At 72.3% G+C, this 15,439-nt stretch carries 12 protein-coding genes and 1 pseudogene; 9 read left to right on the forward strand and 4 right to left on the reverse strand.

Annotation, left to right across the window (positions count from 1 at the left end; all coding sequences use genetic code 11):
• The first annotated feature begins 203 nt into the window (after positions 1 to 203).
• The 3 genes and pseudogenes from AB4039_RS32965 (at position 204) to AB4039_RS32975 (ending at position 2,454) form a co-directional block, all read left to right on the forward strand.
• Complete coding sequence (locus AB4039_RS32965; RefSeq protein WP_442272502.1) at positions 204 to 1,280, forward strand: protein phosphatase 2C domain-containing protein; 1,077 nt, start codon at positions 204 to 206, stop codon at positions 1,278 to 1,280.
• 9 nt (positions 1,281 to 1,289) lie between these two features.
• Positions 1,290 to 1,881: pseudogene (locus AB4039_RS32970) on the forward strand (thiamine pyrophosphate-dependent enzyme); the annotation flags it as partial.
• Between the two features lie 135 nt (positions 1,882 to 2,016).
• A complete protein-coding gene (locus AB4039_RS32975) occupies positions 2,017 to 2,454 on the forward strand; it encodes an ATP-binding protein (protein ID WP_266844119.1) in 438 nt (145 codons plus the stop codon).
• 87 nt (positions 2,455 to 2,541) lie between these two features.
• Here AB4039_RS32975 and AB4039_RS32980 read toward each other — a convergent pair whose 3' ends face one another.
• Positions 2,542 to 3,606 carry a DUF2637 domain-containing protein gene (locus AB4039_RS32980; protein WP_266843361.1) on the reverse strand — a complete coding sequence of 355 codons (1,065 nt, stop codon included), beginning with the start codon at positions 3,604 to 3,606 and terminating at the stop codon, positions 2,542 to 2,544.
• 192 nt (positions 3,607 to 3,798) lie between these two features.
• Positions 3,799 to 4,674 (reverse strand): (2Fe-2S)-binding protein, encoded by an 876-nt coding sequence (locus AB4039_RS32985; RefSeq protein ID WP_442272503.1) that lies wholly within the window; start codon positions 4,672 to 4,674, stop codon positions 3,799 to 3,801.
• 142 nt (positions 4,675 to 4,816) lie between these two features.
• On the opposite strand from AB4039_RS32985, the gene AB4039_RS32990 reads away from it, so the two are divergent.
• Positions 4,817 to 5,494, forward strand: coding sequence for a GntR family transcriptional regulator (locus tag AB4039_RS32990; protein WP_371676063.1), 678 nt, complete (start codon positions 4,817 to 4,819; stop codon positions 5,492 to 5,494).
• A gap of 19 nt (positions 5,495 to 5,513) precedes the next feature.
• Here the strand turns inward: AB4039_RS32990 and AB4039_RS32995 are convergent, their stop codons facing one another.
• Complete coding sequence (locus AB4039_RS32995; protein ID WP_442272504.1) at positions 5,514 to 6,287, reverse strand: hypothetical protein; 774 nt, start codon at positions 6,285 to 6,287, stop codon at positions 5,514 to 5,516.
• A 182-nt stretch (positions 6,288 to 6,469) separates the two neighbouring features.
• Complete coding sequence (locus tag AB4039_RS33000; RefSeq protein WP_266843364.1) at positions 6,470 to 8,149, reverse strand: PucR family transcriptional regulator; 1,680 nt, start codon at positions 8,147 to 8,149, stop codon at positions 6,470 to 6,472.
• Positions 8,150 to 8,404: 255 nt separating this feature from the next.
• On the opposite strand from AB4039_RS33000, the gene AB4039_RS33005 reads away from it, so the two are divergent.
• From AB4039_RS33005 to AB4039_RS33025, 5 genes are all read left to right on the forward strand, one after another.
• Complete coding sequence (locus AB4039_RS33005; protein WP_266843366.1) at positions 8,405 to 9,298, forward strand: FAD binding domain-containing protein; 894 nt, start codon at positions 8,405 to 8,407, stop codon at positions 9,296 to 9,298.
• Between the two features lie 2 nt (positions 9,299 to 9,300).
• Positions 9,301 to 9,933 (forward strand): (2Fe-2S)-binding protein, encoded by a 633-nt coding sequence (locus AB4039_RS33010; RefSeq protein ID WP_266843367.1) that lies wholly within the window; start codon positions 9,301 to 9,303, stop codon positions 9,931 to 9,933.
• Positions 9,934 to 9,935: 2 nt separating this feature from the next.
• Entirely contained in the window at positions 9,936 to 12,335 is a 2,400-nt protein-coding gene (gene pucD, locus AB4039_RS33015; protein ID WP_266843368.1) for a xanthine dehydrogenase subunit D, read from the forward strand.
• A gap of 224 nt (positions 12,336 to 12,559) precedes the next feature.
• Positions 12,560 to 14,023 (forward strand): NCS2 family permease, encoded by a 1,464-nt coding sequence (locus AB4039_RS33020; protein WP_266843369.1) that lies wholly within the window; start codon positions 12,560 to 12,562, stop codon positions 14,021 to 14,023.
• Between the two features lie 73 nt (positions 14,024 to 14,096).
• The gene (locus AB4039_RS33025) at positions 14,097 to 15,248 is read left to right on the forward strand and encodes an XdhC family protein (RefSeq protein WP_442272505.1); all 1,152 of its coding nucleotides are present in this window, start codon (positions 14,097 to 14,099) and stop codon (positions 15,246 to 15,248) included.
• Positions 15,249 to 15,439 lie beyond the last annotated feature (191 nt).

Here is a 15,439-nt window from a genome sequence, read left to right on the forward strand (position 1 = left end):
CCGGTGTGCCCCGGGACGCGGCGTCCGAGGGGCCGCCTCCGCCGTCCGGACCGTACGGCGGGGGCCCGGCCGGACAGCCGCCCTCGGACGGCCCCGGGATGCCGGCCCGCCCCGTACCGGGGGAGCCCCCGGCTGCCGGGCCGCCGGCGCCGGAACCGCCGGGGCGGGAAGCCCCGTTCCGGCCCGGTCCGCCGGATCCGCGGGTGGCCGGGGAGACCGGTTACGTGCGGGGGGACGTGGTGGTGCCGCCCGTCGAGGACGGCGGCGGCGCCCCGCCGGCCTGGCGGTGGCCCCCGCCGCCCGGGACGGCCGAGCCGGCGCGGGCGGCGGTCTCGGAGACGTCGGACGCACCGGACGCACCGGACGCACCGGACGCACCGGACACGCCGGACACGCCGGACACGCCGGACACGCCGGAGTCCCCGCCGTACGGCCCGCGCCCGGCGGTCCGGCACCTCGGGGACCGCGCCCCCACCTACGCCGCCGAGCCCGGCGCCCTCCCCGCCGCCGACCCGGCCGCGCTGGACTTCCTCACCCCCGACACCGTCCTGGAGGGGGCCCGCTACGGCACGTACACCCTGCGCGCCGCCTCCCTGCGCGGGGACTCCGCCCGGTTCCGGGGCGAGGCCCGCCGGGACCTCCTGCTCACCGCCCGCTTCGGAGGCGGTGACGACGGCCTGGTCCTGGTGGTGCTGGCCGGCGGGGACCGGGCCGCGCCCGGAGCCCGGGAGGCCGCCGCCGAGCTGGGCCACTCCGTCGCCGCGGCCGTCGGCCGCAGCCGGGAGCGGCTCGCCGACGACATCCGGGCCGGCCGCCGCGAGGCCCTGCTCTCGGGCCTGCAGCGCCTCACCGACCGGGGCTACGGCCGCCTGCGGGCCCGTGCCGCCGAGCTGGGTCTCGCCGAGGAGGCGTACACCGCCGGACTGCGCGGACTGCTGCTGCCCCTGGACCCCGAGTGCCGGAACCGGGTCTGCTTCGGCGCCGGAGCGGGCGGGCTCTTCCGGCTGCGCGCGGGCCGCTGGCAGGACCTGGAGGCGGACGGGCCCACGGCCGGAGCCTTCCGGTTCCGGGCCGCAGTGGCCCGTCCGGGCGACACCCTGCTGCTCTGCTCCGGCGGCCTCGCGGACCCGATGCGCGAGGAGGACCTGCTCCCCGACGAGCTCTCCGCCCGCTGGTCGCAGGCCGAACCGCCGGGCCTCGCGGCCTTCCTCGCGGACACCCAGCTCCGCCTCAAGGGGTACGCCGACGACCGGACGGCCGCCGCGGTCTGGGAGGCGTGAGAGGACGGAACGGGCATGTGCAACGTGTGGGCGGCGCGCTATCTTTCCCCGAACGGCGAGCGGCGCATCATCGGTTCCTTCAGCCACGGTTCCACGGCCAATGCCCTCCCGCAGGCCATCGGCGCACAGTTCACCGACCGGGGCCGTCAAGTGGTGTCGATGTCGGGTGACGGTGGTTTCTCCATGCCGATGGGAGATTTCCTCACCCTCGTGCAGTACGACCTGCCCGTCAAAGTGGTCCTGTTCGACAACTCATCGCTCGGAATGGCCGAGTTGGAAATGCCGGTTTCCGGCCTTCCTTCTTTACGGAACCACGAACCGGAACCCGGATTTCGCCGCCCCCGCCCGCGCGGCCGGCGCGTTCGGGGTTCGCGCGGAGAATCCCAAGCAGCTCACAGCGGCTTTGAGGGATGCTTTCCAGCACCGGGGACCCGCTCTGGTGGACGGGGTGACCGACCCCGACGCGCTGTCCGTTCCCCCTAAGATCAGCGCCGAAAGGGTGACCGGATTCGCACTATCCGCCAGCAAGATCGGGGTGGACGGCGGGGTGGGCCGGATGATCCAGATGGCTCGATCCAGCCTGCGCGACGTGCCCCGCCCCCGAGGGCGCAGGAGTGCGGACTGCCCCGGGGGGCATGCATTCCGCAGGCCTGTTCGAGCACGTGGGGAAAGCGGGAGGGGCATCGCCGTGCGGGTGGGGGCGAATACCGGGAAGCAGTGGAGAAGAGGGGGCCCGGTGGCGCGCGAGCCGTCCGTCGGGGACGGGGCGGCGAGGGCGGGTGCGACCGAGATCAGACGCAGCGTGCGCCGGGCCGATCTGAAGGCGGTCGGCGAAGTCCGCGGGGCCCTGCGGGAGCTGGTGCGGCACCGCTGTCGCGCCGAGACCTCCGACGTGGCGGAACTGCTGGTCACCGAGCTGGTCACCAATGCCCTGGTGCACACCGAGCAGGGTGCCGAGGTGTCCGTGACCCTCGTCGCGGCCCGCCTCCGGGTGGAGGTGCGCGATTTCAACGCCCGCCGCCCCACTCCGTACGTAACGTCCGCCGACGACGGTACGCACGGCCGGGGGCTGGTCCTGGTGCAGGCGCTGGCCGATGCCTGGGGCGTGGATCCGCTCGCACCGGGGCGCGGCAAGGTGGTCTGGTTCGAACTGGAGGCGCCCGCCCAGGCCTGAGCCGCGGGCCGGATTCCCGGTGTCCGCCGGGTCCGGACGCGCGACAGCGGGGCGCGACGCGCCCCGCCGACACGTGTGCGGTCCGGCTCATCCGAACTGCTGTTCAAGATCCTTCAGTTTGCGCTCCAGTGAGTCGAGCCGGGGGAGGGTCTGGGTGTCGTCCTCGGCCGTGAGGTCGACGGTCCGGGGAGCGGACGGGTCAGGTGATTCGCTTCCGTTCGCGTTCACGGCCTGCAGGGAGGGCCTTCGGCGCAGGGGCAGCTGTCCCGCTTCCGATATGGCCGGCTCCGCGCCGACCGGCGCGGAGCCCGATCCGGGGGCCAGCCCCGGCATGTCGACCTGACGCGCGCGGGCCCGCCCGAACGCCCTGTTCTGCCGGCCCAGCGCCTTGATGTGGGCGCGGTCCAGGCGGTGCTGCTCCCGCCTGCGGTGCCGGTCGTTCTCCTTCTCCTTCTTGTCCTCGCGCACCTCGTCCACGGCCTCGTCGAGGGTGCGTACGCCCTCCAGCAGCATCAGCGACCAGGCGCCGAAGGTCTCCCGCGGGGCCCGCAGCCAGCGGACCATCCGGATCTGCGGCAACGGGCGCGGGATCAGCCCCTGTTCGCGCAGTGCCGCGCGGCGGGTCTGCTTGAGGGCGCGGTCGAAGAGCACGGCCGCCGAGAGCGACATCCCGGCGAAGAACTGCGGGGCCCCGTCGTGGCCCGAACCCCTGGGCGCGTGGACCCAGTTGAACCAGGCGGCCGCGCCCGCGAACAGCCAGACCAGCATGCGCGAGCCGAGGGCCGCGTCACCGTGGCTGGCTTCGCGGACGGCGAGCACCGAGCAGAACATGGCGGCGCCGTCGAGGCCGAAGGGAACCAGGTACTCCCAGCCCCCGGAGAGGTTGAGGTTCTGCCGGCCGAAGCCGACCAGTCCGTGGAAGGAGAGCGCGGCGGCCACCGCCGCGCAGCAGAAGAGCAGGACGTAGGAAGCGGTTCCGTAGACGGCCTCCTTGCGGCGCCTGCGCTCCTCGCTGCGTTCCCAGCTGTCGTCGGCCGCGGCCTTCTCGCTCTCCCGCTTGCCCCGGGCCAGCACCGCCACTGCCGCAAGTACGCCCAGGATCAACAGACTGCCGGGCAGCAGCCAGTCCAGCGATATGTCGGTCAGTCTCATGCGGTTGTCCCTTGCCTCGCGTATGCGGCTTTCCGGGCGCCATAGTGGCGCAGCAGGTCCGTGGTGCACGCGGGTTTCGGGGCAAGAGGACGCCAACGGGGGGTGGGGCCCGTCGGATAGGGTGTTGTGGCTCGAACTGGGGTCTGGGTCAACCGAGTTGTGTTCGAATCAGCTTCATCCTTGGGGGTGGGTTCAGTCGGCTGCGGCCACCGCCGCGAGCCGGCTGACGCGGTCCGTGTCGCAGGTGCGTGGGCAGGTCGTGCAGGTGTCCTCGGGGCGGATCGTGTAGAAGAAGCAGCAGCCGGCCCGGTCGCGGGTGGTCAGCTCCTCGCCGCCGGGGCCCGTCAGGATGCGGAAGTCCGCGCCTCCCGTGTACGGGGCGGGCCCGCCGGGCAGCAGCCGCCGCAGTTCGGCGACGGCCCGCCGTTCCTCGCCGAGCAGGCTCCCGAGGTACCAGAGGCCCTCGACGACCTCGTCGGTGGCCAGCGCCCACCGGGCCCGCGGGCCGCGCCGCAGGCGGGGGCCGAAACCTTCCAGCAGCGGTCCGAGGTGCTGGGCCACCGCCGCCCGCACCTCTTCGCGCAGTGCCTCCTCGTCGKGGACGGTCCGGGCCCCGGGGAGGCCGGCCGCCGGATCGCCGGGCAGGCAGGCGAACTCCCCGACGCGTACGGACATCCGGCCCTCCGTCCGGTGGAAGGCCACCCGGTCCACCGGCAGCCGGGGCACCCGGCGCTCCAGGAACCAGGGGACGGTGATCAGCAGGCAGGCCGGCCAGGCGTAGCGGTGGAGGCCGAAGCCGGCCACCACGTCGGGCCGCGCCGGGTGGCCGTAGTCCCGCAGCACCTGGTCCGCGTCCCAGGAGAGGTGGTCGTCGAGGGCCGCGCCACCGGCCGCGAGCTCGTCCGCGCCGACCCATCCCCCGCTGCGGGGGAGGGGTTCGTGCGCGCCGCGCTCGTCGATGCGCAGGCCCGGGTAGGCAGCGGTCAGGCGCCCGTACGCCGCCGCCACCGGAGAGCCGGCCGGGGCGGGTGCGGACGGGAGCAGGACGTCGGCAGCCGGGCCGGTCATGACGCATCACCGAATCACACGATCGTTGGAAGGTAAGCCTAACCTTACCCGATCTTCGTCTTCCGGACGTCCACGGCACCCCCCGTCGTACCGGGGGAATTCACCTATCCTCGGTACCGGTCGAGACCTGGAGGAGGACCGAGTGCACGAAGCGGCCCACGCCCCGGTGTCCGAGGAGCCACTGGTGCCCGCGCAGAAGGTGCTGCGCCATTCGGTGCGCGGGCAGATCCTGGACGCGCTGCGCGCGGCCCTCGTCGACGGGGAGCTGGCACCCGGGCAGATCTACTCGGGCCCCGCGCTCGGCGAGCGCTTCGGGGTCTCCGCGACCCCCGTGCGCGAGGCGATGCAGCAGCTGGCGCTGGAAGGCGCGGTGGAGTGCCTGCCCAACCGGGGCTTCCGGGTGCTGTCCGGCACCCCGCGCGCGCTGGCCGAACTGGCCGAGGTCCGCGCCCTGCTCGAAGTGCCCGTGATGCTCCGGCTGGCCCGCACCGTGCCCGCCGCCACCTGGGAGGCCCTGCGTCCGGCGGCCCTCGCCACCGCGGAGGCGGCCGCCGCGGGCGACCTGCCGGGGTACGCGGACGCCGACCGGGCCTTCCACCGGGCGGTGCTCTCCCTGGCGGAGAACACCCAGCTGGTACGGATCGCGGAGGAGCTCCACCGCCGGGCGCAGTGGCCCCTGCCGGGCGCCCCGCGGGTGCGCCGCGCCGACCTCGTCGCCGACGCGGCGGAGCACTCGGCCCTCCTGGAGGCCCTGATCGCCCAGGACCTCCCGGTGGTGGAGTCGCTCGTACGGGAGCACTTCGCGGGATCCGCCGGCTGAACCGGGGGCTCCGGCCGGGTCAGGCCGGGGACGGGGCCAGCTGGTCCGCGAGCCAGGTGGGGATGCCGCCCAGCAGGTGGAACAGGCGGCGGGCCTCCGCGCGCAGCCGGGCGGCCTCCGGCTCCGGCTCCGCCTCGGCCAGCGCCGCCAGTGCCGGGGCGGTGCCGACCAGGAACCCCAGGTCCTCCCGGATGCGCAGGGACTCCGCGAAACCCTTGCGCGCCTCGGCCATCTCGCCGTCGCGCAGGGCCAGCGCGGCCAGGTGCCGCCACGTGAACGACAGCAGCAGGGTGTCCCCGTGCGCCTCCGCCCCCGCGTGGGCCCGGTGGTACGCCGGCCGGGCCGCCTGCGGGGCGTCGGCCAGGTGCTCAGCCACCAGTCCCCGCCGGAAGTCCAGCAGCGGCCGGGTGCGCGAGGTGGGCGCGAGCAGGGCCGCCGCGCGGCCGAGCGCCGAGCGGGCCTCGTCGGCCCGGTCCCGGACGCCGAGCACCGTGGCGGCGTAGGCCAGTTGGCCCCGTTCGCAGGCGGCGGCGCCGCGTTCGTCGTCGTCCCGGGCCACGGCTTCGGCCACCCGCAGGGCGTCCTCCGCCTCGGCCCAGCCCTGACCGGTGAACAGGCAGCGTTCCACCAGGAGCGCGGTGCGCTGCACCGCCGCCCGGGCCTCGCTCGCGTGYGGCGTCAGCAGGGCCGCCGCGTCGGTCCAACAGCCGCGCGAGCGCAGCCGCCATATCGCCCGCTGGAGGGGGTCGTCGCCCCCGGTTGATCCCGCACCGGACATGGCGGTATCCGCCACATTGCCCTCCCCGAAGCAACCAAGCAGCACGTCGTTGAGCCCTGGGGCGAAATGAGAGCACGGATCGGCTGCCTCGGCCAAGGGGTCGGGTGAACTCTTTCACAAAGTCCGGACGGCTCGTCAGCCGTCTCACGCCGCCCCCTCGGCCGCCGCCCTGCTCAGGAGGGCGGCGGCCTGCGGAATCAGCTCATCCGCAGGGCGAGGAAGAAGTCGAGCTTGTCCTCCAGCCGGGAAAGGTCGCGCGCAGTCAGCTGCTCGATTCGCCCGACCCGGTAACGCAGCGTGTTGACGTGCAGGTGCAACCGGGTCGCGCAGCGGGTCCAGGAGCCGTCGCAGTCGAGGAAGGCCTCCAGGGTCGGGACGAGCTCCGCGCGGTGGCGGCGGTCGTAGTCGCGCAGCGGGTCCAGCAGCCGGGCCGTGAAGGCGCGGCGCACGTCGTCCGGGACGAACGGCAGCAGCAGCACGTGCGAGGCGAGCTCGTGGTGGCCGGCGGCGCAGACCCGGCCGGGCCGGGCCGCGGCGACCCGGCGGGCGTGCCGGGCCTCCTCAAGCGCCCCGCGCAGCCCCTCGGCGGAGTGCACGGCCGCGCTGACGCCGAGGGTGAGCCGCCCGTCGTCGGCCAGACCGGCCGCCAGGGGCTCGCGTACGGTCGCCAGCAGTGCGTCGGCGTGGAGCGCGGAGTCGGGCCCCTTCTCCTCGCCGGAGTCGCCGGGGAGGGCGGGCAGGGGCACCAGGGCGATGGCCTCGTCACCCGAGTGGGCGACCGCGATCCGGTCGGAGGGCTCCGGCCCGGACATCGACGGGTCGACCAGGATCTCCTCCAGCAGCGACTGGGCCACCGGGCCGCCGGGGATGTCCCCGCCGTCCCAGTCCACCCGGGCCACGACGACCTGCCAGTGCGGGGCGGCGCCCAGGCCGGGCAGCAGCACGGGCGCGGCCACCCGCAGGCGGGCGGCGATCTCGGCGGGCGGGGCACCCGTCTGGACCAGTTCGAGGACTTCCTGTGCGAGCCGGCGGCGCACCGTGCGGGCGCCGTCACGGCGGTCCCGCTCTACGGCGATCAGCTGGGTGACGCCCTGCAGCAGGTCCAGGCGCTCTGCGGGCCAGTCGCCCGCGTCGGCCTCGACGGCCAGCAGCCAGTCCGAGAGCACGCTCTCGCGCACGTCCCGGGAGGCGGGACCCGCCGGTCCGCGCCCGTGTCCCCTGATCGGGAACAGGGAGTAGGTAATACCCTGGACGGACATCCGGTGCGGGCCCCTGCGGCCGGTCCGGACCGCCGCGAGGTGCTCGCTCGCCAGCGTCGCGCAGATGCCCGGAGCCAGGGGTTCCCCGGCCCCGGCGATCTGCCTGCCGGTGGGCGAGAGCACCCAGGCCCGGAGATCGAGGTCCGTGGTGAGCAGATCCAGCACCACATCGGGTCCGCCGCCCGCGGGACCGGATGTCATCAGGCGCCGGTGGCGGTCCACGACGGCCGCGAGATCGCCCGCGCGCTCCCCGGAGACCTGCCGCACCACGTACTCCGTGATGGTGGCGAATGCAACGTCCTCATTGACCGCGAAGAGCGGGAGCCGGTTGCGCCGACAGGCTGAAACGAGATCGTCCGGGATGTCTCCCAGTTCCGCCTCGCCGGCCGCGAGGCCCGCGACCCCGGCGCTCGCGAGGATTCGTACGAACGGCTCGGAGTCGGCTGAATTTCTTCGCCAGGCCAGGCCGGTGAGGACGAGTTCGCCCCCGGATAGGTATCGGCTGGGATCCCTCAGGTCTGTCGTCATGACCCCGCGGACCGTCCGGTCGAGTTCTTCCTCGCCGCCCAGCAGCCGCAGCCCCAGCGCCTCGGTTTCCAGCAGTGCGCGCAGCCGCATGATGTCGCCGCCGATCTGTCTCGAATGTTGCCGTTGGAAATCGGGCAGGTCGTCGCATCCTGCCTTTCATACGAATCTACAAGACGAGGGAGGCCGTCAGCCAACTCCTTCATGGTTTCGGTGACTGCACCCGGGGGACGCGCGGCTTGTGTACTGACTACACACCGCGTTAACGGCACGTGAACGACCAGTCGAGGGCCACCGGTCTCCTGGCTTGAAATGAACGACCCCGATTGAGAATGAAGAGAGCCGCACATGGACTTCCTTCGCCCCGCCAGCTGGGAGGAGGCGCTCGCCGCCAAGGCCGAGTACCCGACAGCTGTGCCCATCGCGGGTGGCACCGACATCATGGTCGAGATCAACTTCGATCACCGTCGCCCGGAATACCTCCTGGACCTCAACCGCATCGAACTGCTGCGGGAGTGGGAGGTCGGCGAGGAGGTCACCAAGCTCGGAGCCTCCGTCCCGTACACCCAGATCATGGAGAACCTGCGCGGAACGCTGCCGGGTCTCGCGCTCGCCTCGCACACGGTCGCGTCCCCCCAGATCCGCAACCGCGGCGGTGTCGGCGGCAACCTCGGTTGCGCCTCGCCCGCCGGTGACTCCCACCCCGCGCTGCTCGCCGCCGACTGCCACGTCGAGGTCGAGTCGGTACGCGGTTCCCGCCTGATCCCGATCGACGAGTTCTACACCGGCGTCAAGCGCAACGCGCTCGCCGCCGACGAGCTCATCAAGTCGGTCCACATCAAGAACGCCACGGGCCCGCAGCAGTACTCCAAGGTCGGCACCCGCAACGCGATGGTCATCGCGGTCTGCGGCTTCGGCCTGGCCCTGCACTCCGACACCCGCACCGTGCGTACGGGCATCGCCTCCGCCGCCCCGACCCCGATCCGGGCGAAGGCCGCCGAGGAGTTCCTGAACGCCGCGCTCGAAGAGGGCGGCTTCTGGGACAACGGCAAGGTCATCACCCCGTCGATCGCCAAGCAGTTCGGTGAGCTCGCCTCCGGCGCGTGCAACCCGATCGACGACGTCCGCGGCACGGCGAAGTACCGCCGCCACGCGGTCGGCATCCTGGCTCGCCGCCAGCTCGTCTGGACGTGGGAGCAGTACCGCGGCACCAACGGCCGCCCGCTCGAAGGGGCTGCGTAACCATGCGCGTCAATTTCACTGTCAACGGTCGTCAGCAGGAAGCCGACGACGTGTGGGAGGGCGAGTCCCTCCTCTACGTGCTGCGTGAGCGCCTGGGCCTGCCCGGTTCGAAGAACGCCTGCGAGCAGGGCGAGTGCGGTTCCTGCACCGTCCGCCTGGACGGCGTGCCGGTCTGTTCCTGTCTGGTCGCGGCCGGTCAGGTCGAGGGCCGCGACGTCGTGACCGTCGAGGGCCTGGCCGACTTCGCCAAGCAGCGCGCCGAGCACGGCCACGGCGGTGCCTGCGGCACCGGCGGTGGCTGCGGCGGCAAGGGCGTCTCCACCGACGAGGCCAAGCGCTGGTCCGCGCACGGGTCCGACGGCGGGCTCCGCCCGCGGGCCGGTGACTCCCAGACGGGTGAGGGCGTGGAGCTCTCCACCATCCAGCAGGCGTTCATCGACGCCGGCGCCGTCCAGTGCGGTTTCTGCACCCCGGGCCTGCTGGTCCAGGCCGACGAGCTGCTGGAGCGCAACGCCGACCCGTCCGACCAGGACATCCGTGAGGCCCTGTCCGGCAACCTCTGCCGCTGCACGGGTTACGAGAAGATCCTCGACGCGGTCCGCCTCGCGGCCGCCCGTCAGGGAGAGGCGCTCTGATCATGGCCAACACCCGCACCACGCCGTCCGGTACCCCGACGAACGTCACCCAGAAGCACACCAAGGGCGGCATCGGCGAGTCCACGCTGCGCCCCGACGGCACGCTCAAGGTCACCGGTGAGTTCGCGTACTCCTCGGACATGTGGCACGAGGACATGCTGTGGGGCCAGACCCTGCGCAGCACCGTCGCGCACGCCGAGATCGTCTCCATCGACATCTCCGAGGCGCTGGCGATGCCCGGCGTCTACTCGGTCCTGACGTACGACGACCTGCCGGCCGAGATGAAGAACTACGGCCTGGAGATCCAGGACACCCCGGTCCTCGCCCACGGCCGGGTGCGCCACCACGGTGAGCCGGTCGCCCTCGTGGCCGCCGACCACCCGGAGACCGCCCGCCGCGCGGCCGCCAAGATCAAGATCGACTACAAGGAGCTGCCGCTCGTCACGGACGAGGCCTCCGCCCTCGCCGCCGACGCCCCGCTGATCCACGAGGGCCGCGACGACCACCACGCCGGTCACGTCCCGCACCCGAACGTCGTGCACCGCCAGCCGATCATCCGCGGCAACGTGGAAGAGGCCCGCAAGCGCGCCGACGTCATCGTCGAGGGCGAGTACACCTTCGGCATGCAGGACCAGGCCTTCCTCGGCCCCGAGTCCGGTCTGGCCGTGCCGGCCGAGGACGGCGGTGTCGACCTCTACGTCGCCACCCAGTGGCTGCACTCGGACCTCAAGCAGATCGCCCCCGTCCTCGGTCTCCCCGAGGAGAAGGTCCGCATGACGCTCTCGGGCGTCGGCGGTGCCTTCGGCGGCCGCGAGGACATCTCGATGCAGATCCACGCGTGCCTGCTGGCGCTGGCCACCAACAAGCCGGTCAAGATCGTCTACAACCGGTTCGAGTCCTTCTTCGGCCACGTGCACCGTCACCCGGCGAAGCTCTACTACGAGCACGGCGCCACCAAGGACGGCAAGCTCACGCACATGAAGTGCAAGATCGTCCTGGACGGCGGCGCGTACGCGTCGGCCTCCCCGGCGGTCGTGGGCAACGCCTCCTCCCTCTCCGTCGGCCCGTACGTCATCGACGACGTCGACATCGAGGCGATCGCGCTCTACACGAACAACCCGCCCTGTGGCGCGATGCGCGGCTTCGGCGCCGTCCAGGCCTGCTTCGCGTACGAGGCCCAGATGGACAGGCTCGCGGCGAAGCTGGGCATGGACCCGGTCGAGTTCCGCCAGCTCAACGCCATGGAGATGGGCACGATCATGCCCACCGGCCAGGTCGTGGACTCCCCGGCGCCCGTCGCCGAGCTGCTGCGCCGCGTCAAGGCCCGCCCGCTGCCGCCGGAGCGCCAGTGGGAGTCGGCCGGCGAGAGCGCGGACGTCCGCGCGCTGCCCGGCGGTCTCTCCAACACCACCCACGGCGAGGGCGTCGTCCGCGGTGTCGGCTACGCGGTCGGCATCAAGAACGTCGGCTTCTCCGAGGGCTTCGACGACTACTCCACCGCCCGCGTGCGGCTGGAGGTCATCAACGGCGAGCCCGTCGCGATGGTCCACACGGCCATGGCGGAGGTCGGCCAGGGCGGTGTCACCGTCCACGCGCAGATCGCCCGTACCGAGCTGGGTGTCACGCAGGTGACCATCCACCCGGCCGACACGCAGGTCGGCTCCGCCGGTTCCACGTCCGCCTCGCGGCAGACGTACATGACCGGTGGCGCCGTGAAGAACACCTGCGAGCACGTCCGCGAGGCGCTGCTGGAGCTGGGCCGCCGCAAGAACGGCTCGTACCACCCGGCCTGGGCCCACGCGGAGCTGCTCCTGGAGGGCGGCAAGGTCGTCACCGACGGCGGTGAGGTCCTCGCGGACATCGCCGACATCCTGGAGGACGAGGCGATCGACCTGGAGCTGGAGTTCCGGCACCGGCCGACCGTGCCCTTCGACCTCAGGACCGGTCAGGGCGACGGCCACGTCCAGTACACCTTCGCCGCGCACCGCGCGGTCGTCGAGGTGGACACCGAGCTCGGCCTGGTCAAGGTCGTCGAGCTGGCCACCGCCCAGGACGTCGGCAAGGCGCTGAACATGCTCTCCGTGGTCGGCCAGATCCAGGGTGGTACCACCCAGGGTCTCGGCGTGGCGGTCATGGAGGAGATCATCGTGGACCCGAAGACCGCGAAGGTGCGCAACCCCTCCTTCACGGACTACCTGATCCCGACCATCCTCGACACCCCGGCCATCCCGGTCGACGTCCTGGAGCTCGCCGACCCGAACGCGCCGTACGGCCTGCGCGGTCTCGGCGAGGCCCCCACCCTGTCGTCCACCCCGGCCGTCCTCGCGGCGATCCGGCAGGCGACCGGTCTGGAGCTCAACAAGACGCCGATCCGTCCGGAAGCCCTCACCGGGACCCTCTAGGGCGGCAGGTGGGGGGGGGGGGGGGGGCGCGAACCGGCAGTACCCCTGCAGAAAACCCCCACGTAGTACCAGCGGTCACCCCCGCACTACCCGCAGTACACGCAGTGCACTTCTCGCGTCGCCTCGGGCCGTCACCCCGGGTCGTGCAGCCAAACGGAGTTTCCCAAATCCCGCGTCTCCAGTCTTCAAGCGGGTGCCCCTTTGAACCTTGGGAGTTAGGCACCATGACCCAGTCATCCGTGGAGCCCAAGACCAGTGCGGAGGAAGCCGGCGACGGCTCTCTGGCCCCCGCCGGACGTTCTTGGCTCGACCGGTACTTTCACATAACGCACAGAGGCTCCAACATCGGCAACGAGGTCCGTGGCGGTATCACGACCTTCATGGCGATGGCGTACATCCTCCTGCTCAACCCGCTGATCCTCTCCGGCAAGGACGTCGCCGGAGACACCATGAGCCAGAAGGCCCTGATCACGGCCACGGCCTTCGCCGCCGCCCTGACCACCCTGCTCATGGGCTTCGTCGGCAAGGTCCCGCTGGCCCTGGCCGCCGGCCTGTCCGTCTCCGGCGTCCTGTCCTCGCAGGTGGCCCCGCAGATGACCTGGCCGCAGGCCATGGGCATGTGCGTGATGTACGGCGTCGTGATCTGTCTCCTGGTCGTCACCGGCCTCCGAGAGATGATCATGAACGCGATCCCCCTCGCGCTCAAGCACGCCATCACCATGGGCATCGGCCTCTTCGTCGCCCTGATCGGCCTCGTCAAGGCCGGTTTCGTCGGCAACGGCGGGGAGTTCATGCCCCCCGTGCAGCTGGGTGCGACCGGTCAGCTCTCGGGCTGGCCCGTCTTCCTCTTCTGCGTGACCCTGCTCGCCATCTTCATGCTGCAGGCCCGCAAGGTCCGCGGCGCGATCCTCATCGGCATCGTCGGCGGCACCGTCCTCGCGGCCATCCTCAACGCCGTCGTGAACATCGACCCGAAGGCCTGGAAGAACGGTCCGCCGGAGCTCGCGGGCTCCGCGATCTCGATGCCCGACTTCTCGCTGTTCGGCAAGGTCGAGTTCGGCGGCTGGGGCGACGTCGGCGTCATGACGATCGGCATGATCGTCTTCACCCTCGTGCTCGCCGGCTTCTTCGACGCGATGGCCACCATCATCGGCGTCGGCACCGAGGCCAAACTGGCCGACGACCAGGGCCGCATGCCGGGCCTGTCGAAGGCGCTGTTCATCGACGGTGCCGGTGGCGCCATCGGTGGCATCGCGGGCGGCTCCGGCCAGACCGTGTTCGTCGAGTCCGCCACCGGCGTCGGCGAGGGTGCCCGTACCGGCCTCGCCTCCGTCGTCACCGGCCTCTTCTTCGCCGCCTGCCTCTTCTTCACCCCGATCACCCAGATCGTCCCGGGTGAGGTCGCCTCGGCCGCCCTGGTGGTCATCGGCGCGATGATGATGCAGAACGCCCGCCACGTGGACTGGTCCGACAGCGCGACCGCGATCCCGGTCTTCCTGACCGTCGTGATCATGCCGTTCACCTACCAGATCACGGCCGGTGTCGCCGCCGGTGTCATCTCCTACGTGGCCATCAAGGCCGCGCAGGGCAAGGCGCGCGAGGTCGGCGGCTTCATGTGGGCCCTGACCGGCATCTTCCTGGTCTACTTCGCCCTCCACCCCATCGAGGCGTGGCTCGGCGTCAAGTAGGTCCGGACGGGATCCGTGCCTGACCCCTCCACGCATCCGATACTGGAACCCGAACCCTCCGAGGAGGCCGCACATGCTGGACATCGCCGAAGAACTCAACCGGTGGGTCGAGCAGGGACGTGACTTCGCCGTCGCCACGGTCGTGGCGGTCGGCGGGAGCGCCCCGCGGCAGCCCGGAGCCGCACTCGCCGTGGACGGCGAGGGCACGGCCATCGGTTCGGTTTCCGGCGGATGCGTGGAGGGCGCGGTGTACGAGCTGTGCCGCCAGGCGCTCGAAGACGGCGAGACCGTCCTCGACCGCTTCGGGTACAGCGACGACGATGCCTTCGCCGTGGGCCTGACCTGCGGCGGAATCATCGACATCCTGGTCACCCCGGTGCCCGTGGGCTCCCCGGGGCGGGAGGTGCTGGCCCGTGCGCTGACCGCCGCCGCGCACGGGGAGACGGCCGCCGTGGCCCGCATCGCCGAAGGCCCCGCGGAGCTGATGGGCCGCGCGCTCCTCGTCCAGGCCGACGGCTCCTACGAGGGGGGCTTCGGCGGACACCCCCTGCTCGACCGCACCATCGCCGGGGAGGCCCGCGCCATGCTCGACGCCGGCCGGACCGGCGTCCTGGAGATCGGCGCCGACGGCAGGCTCTGCGGAGAGCCGCTGAAGGTGCTCGTCGAGTCCAGCGTCCCGCCCCCGCGGATGATCGTCTTCGGTGCCATCGACTTCGCCTCCGCCCTGGTGCGGATCGGCAAGTTCCTCGGCTACCACGTCACTCTGTGCGACGCCCGGCCCGTCTTCGCCACGAAGAATCGTTTCCCCGACGCGGACGAGATCGTGGTCGACTGGCCGCACCGCTACCTGGAGGGCACCGAGGTGGACGGCCGGACCGTCCTGTGCGTGCTGACCCACGACGCCAAGTTCGACGTACCGCTCCTCGAACTGGCCCTGAAGCTTCCCGTCGCCTACGTCGGCGCCATGGGCTCCCGCCGCACCCACGAGGACCGCAACGAGCGGCTCCGCGCGGTCGGCGTGACCGAGCTCGAACTGGCCCGCCTGCGCTCCCCGATCGGCCTGGACCTCGGCGCCCGCTCCCCGGAGGAGACCGCGCTGTCCATCGCCGCCGAGATCGTCGCGAACCGCCGCGGCGGCACCGGGGCGGCGCTCACCGGCGCGCACATCCCGATCCACCACGACCCGTCGCAGACCGTGGTCAGCCGGATCGGTTCCGTCGCTTGAAGCGGTGCTGAGCGGCCGTAGCGCCGGGCGCCGCACGCGTACACGCCGAAAGGGCACGACCCCACGGGGGTTGTGCCCTTTCGGCGTTCCGTCTATTTTACCCGCCGGTAACAGCAAGCGGTCCGCCCCGCCCTTCCGCCCCACCCACCTCTTTGCTCCACCCCTCCGCTCCACCCCTTCCCCCCTCATGG

The sequence above is a fragment of the Streptomyces sp. M-16 genome (assembly GCF_052114405.1).
GTDB lineage: Bacteria > Actinomycetota > Actinomycetes > Streptomycetales > Streptomycetaceae > Streptomyces.

Coding starts and splice junctions, on each gene's coding strand:
- AB4039_RS32980 (WP_266843361.1), bottom strand. CDS start 3,606: ATGAGACTGACCGACATATCGCTGGACTGGCTGCTGCCCGGCAGTCTG.
- AB4039_RS33000 (WP_266843364.1), bottom strand. CDS start 8,149: ATGCGGCTGCGCGCACTGCTGGAAACCGAGGCGCTGGGGCTGCGGCTG.
- AB4039_RS33005 (WP_266843366.1), top strand. CDS start 8,405: ATGGACTTCCTTCGCCCCGCCAGCTGGGAGGAGGCGCTCGCCGCCAAG.
- AB4039_RS33010 (WP_266843367.1), top strand. CDS start 9,301: ATGCGCGTCAATTTCACTGTCAACGGTCGTCAGCAGGAAGCCGACGAC.
- pucD (WP_266843368.1), top strand. CDS start 9,936: ATGGCCAACACCCGCACCACGCCGTCCGGTACCCCGACGAACGTCACC.
- AB4039_RS33020 (WP_266843369.1), top strand. CDS start 12,560: ATGACCCAGTCATCCGTGGAGCCCAAGACCAGTGCGGAGGAAGCCGGC.
- AB4039_RS33025 (WP_442272505.1), top strand. CDS start 14,097: ATGCTGGACATCGCCGAAGAACTCAACCGGTGGGTCGAGCAGGGACGT.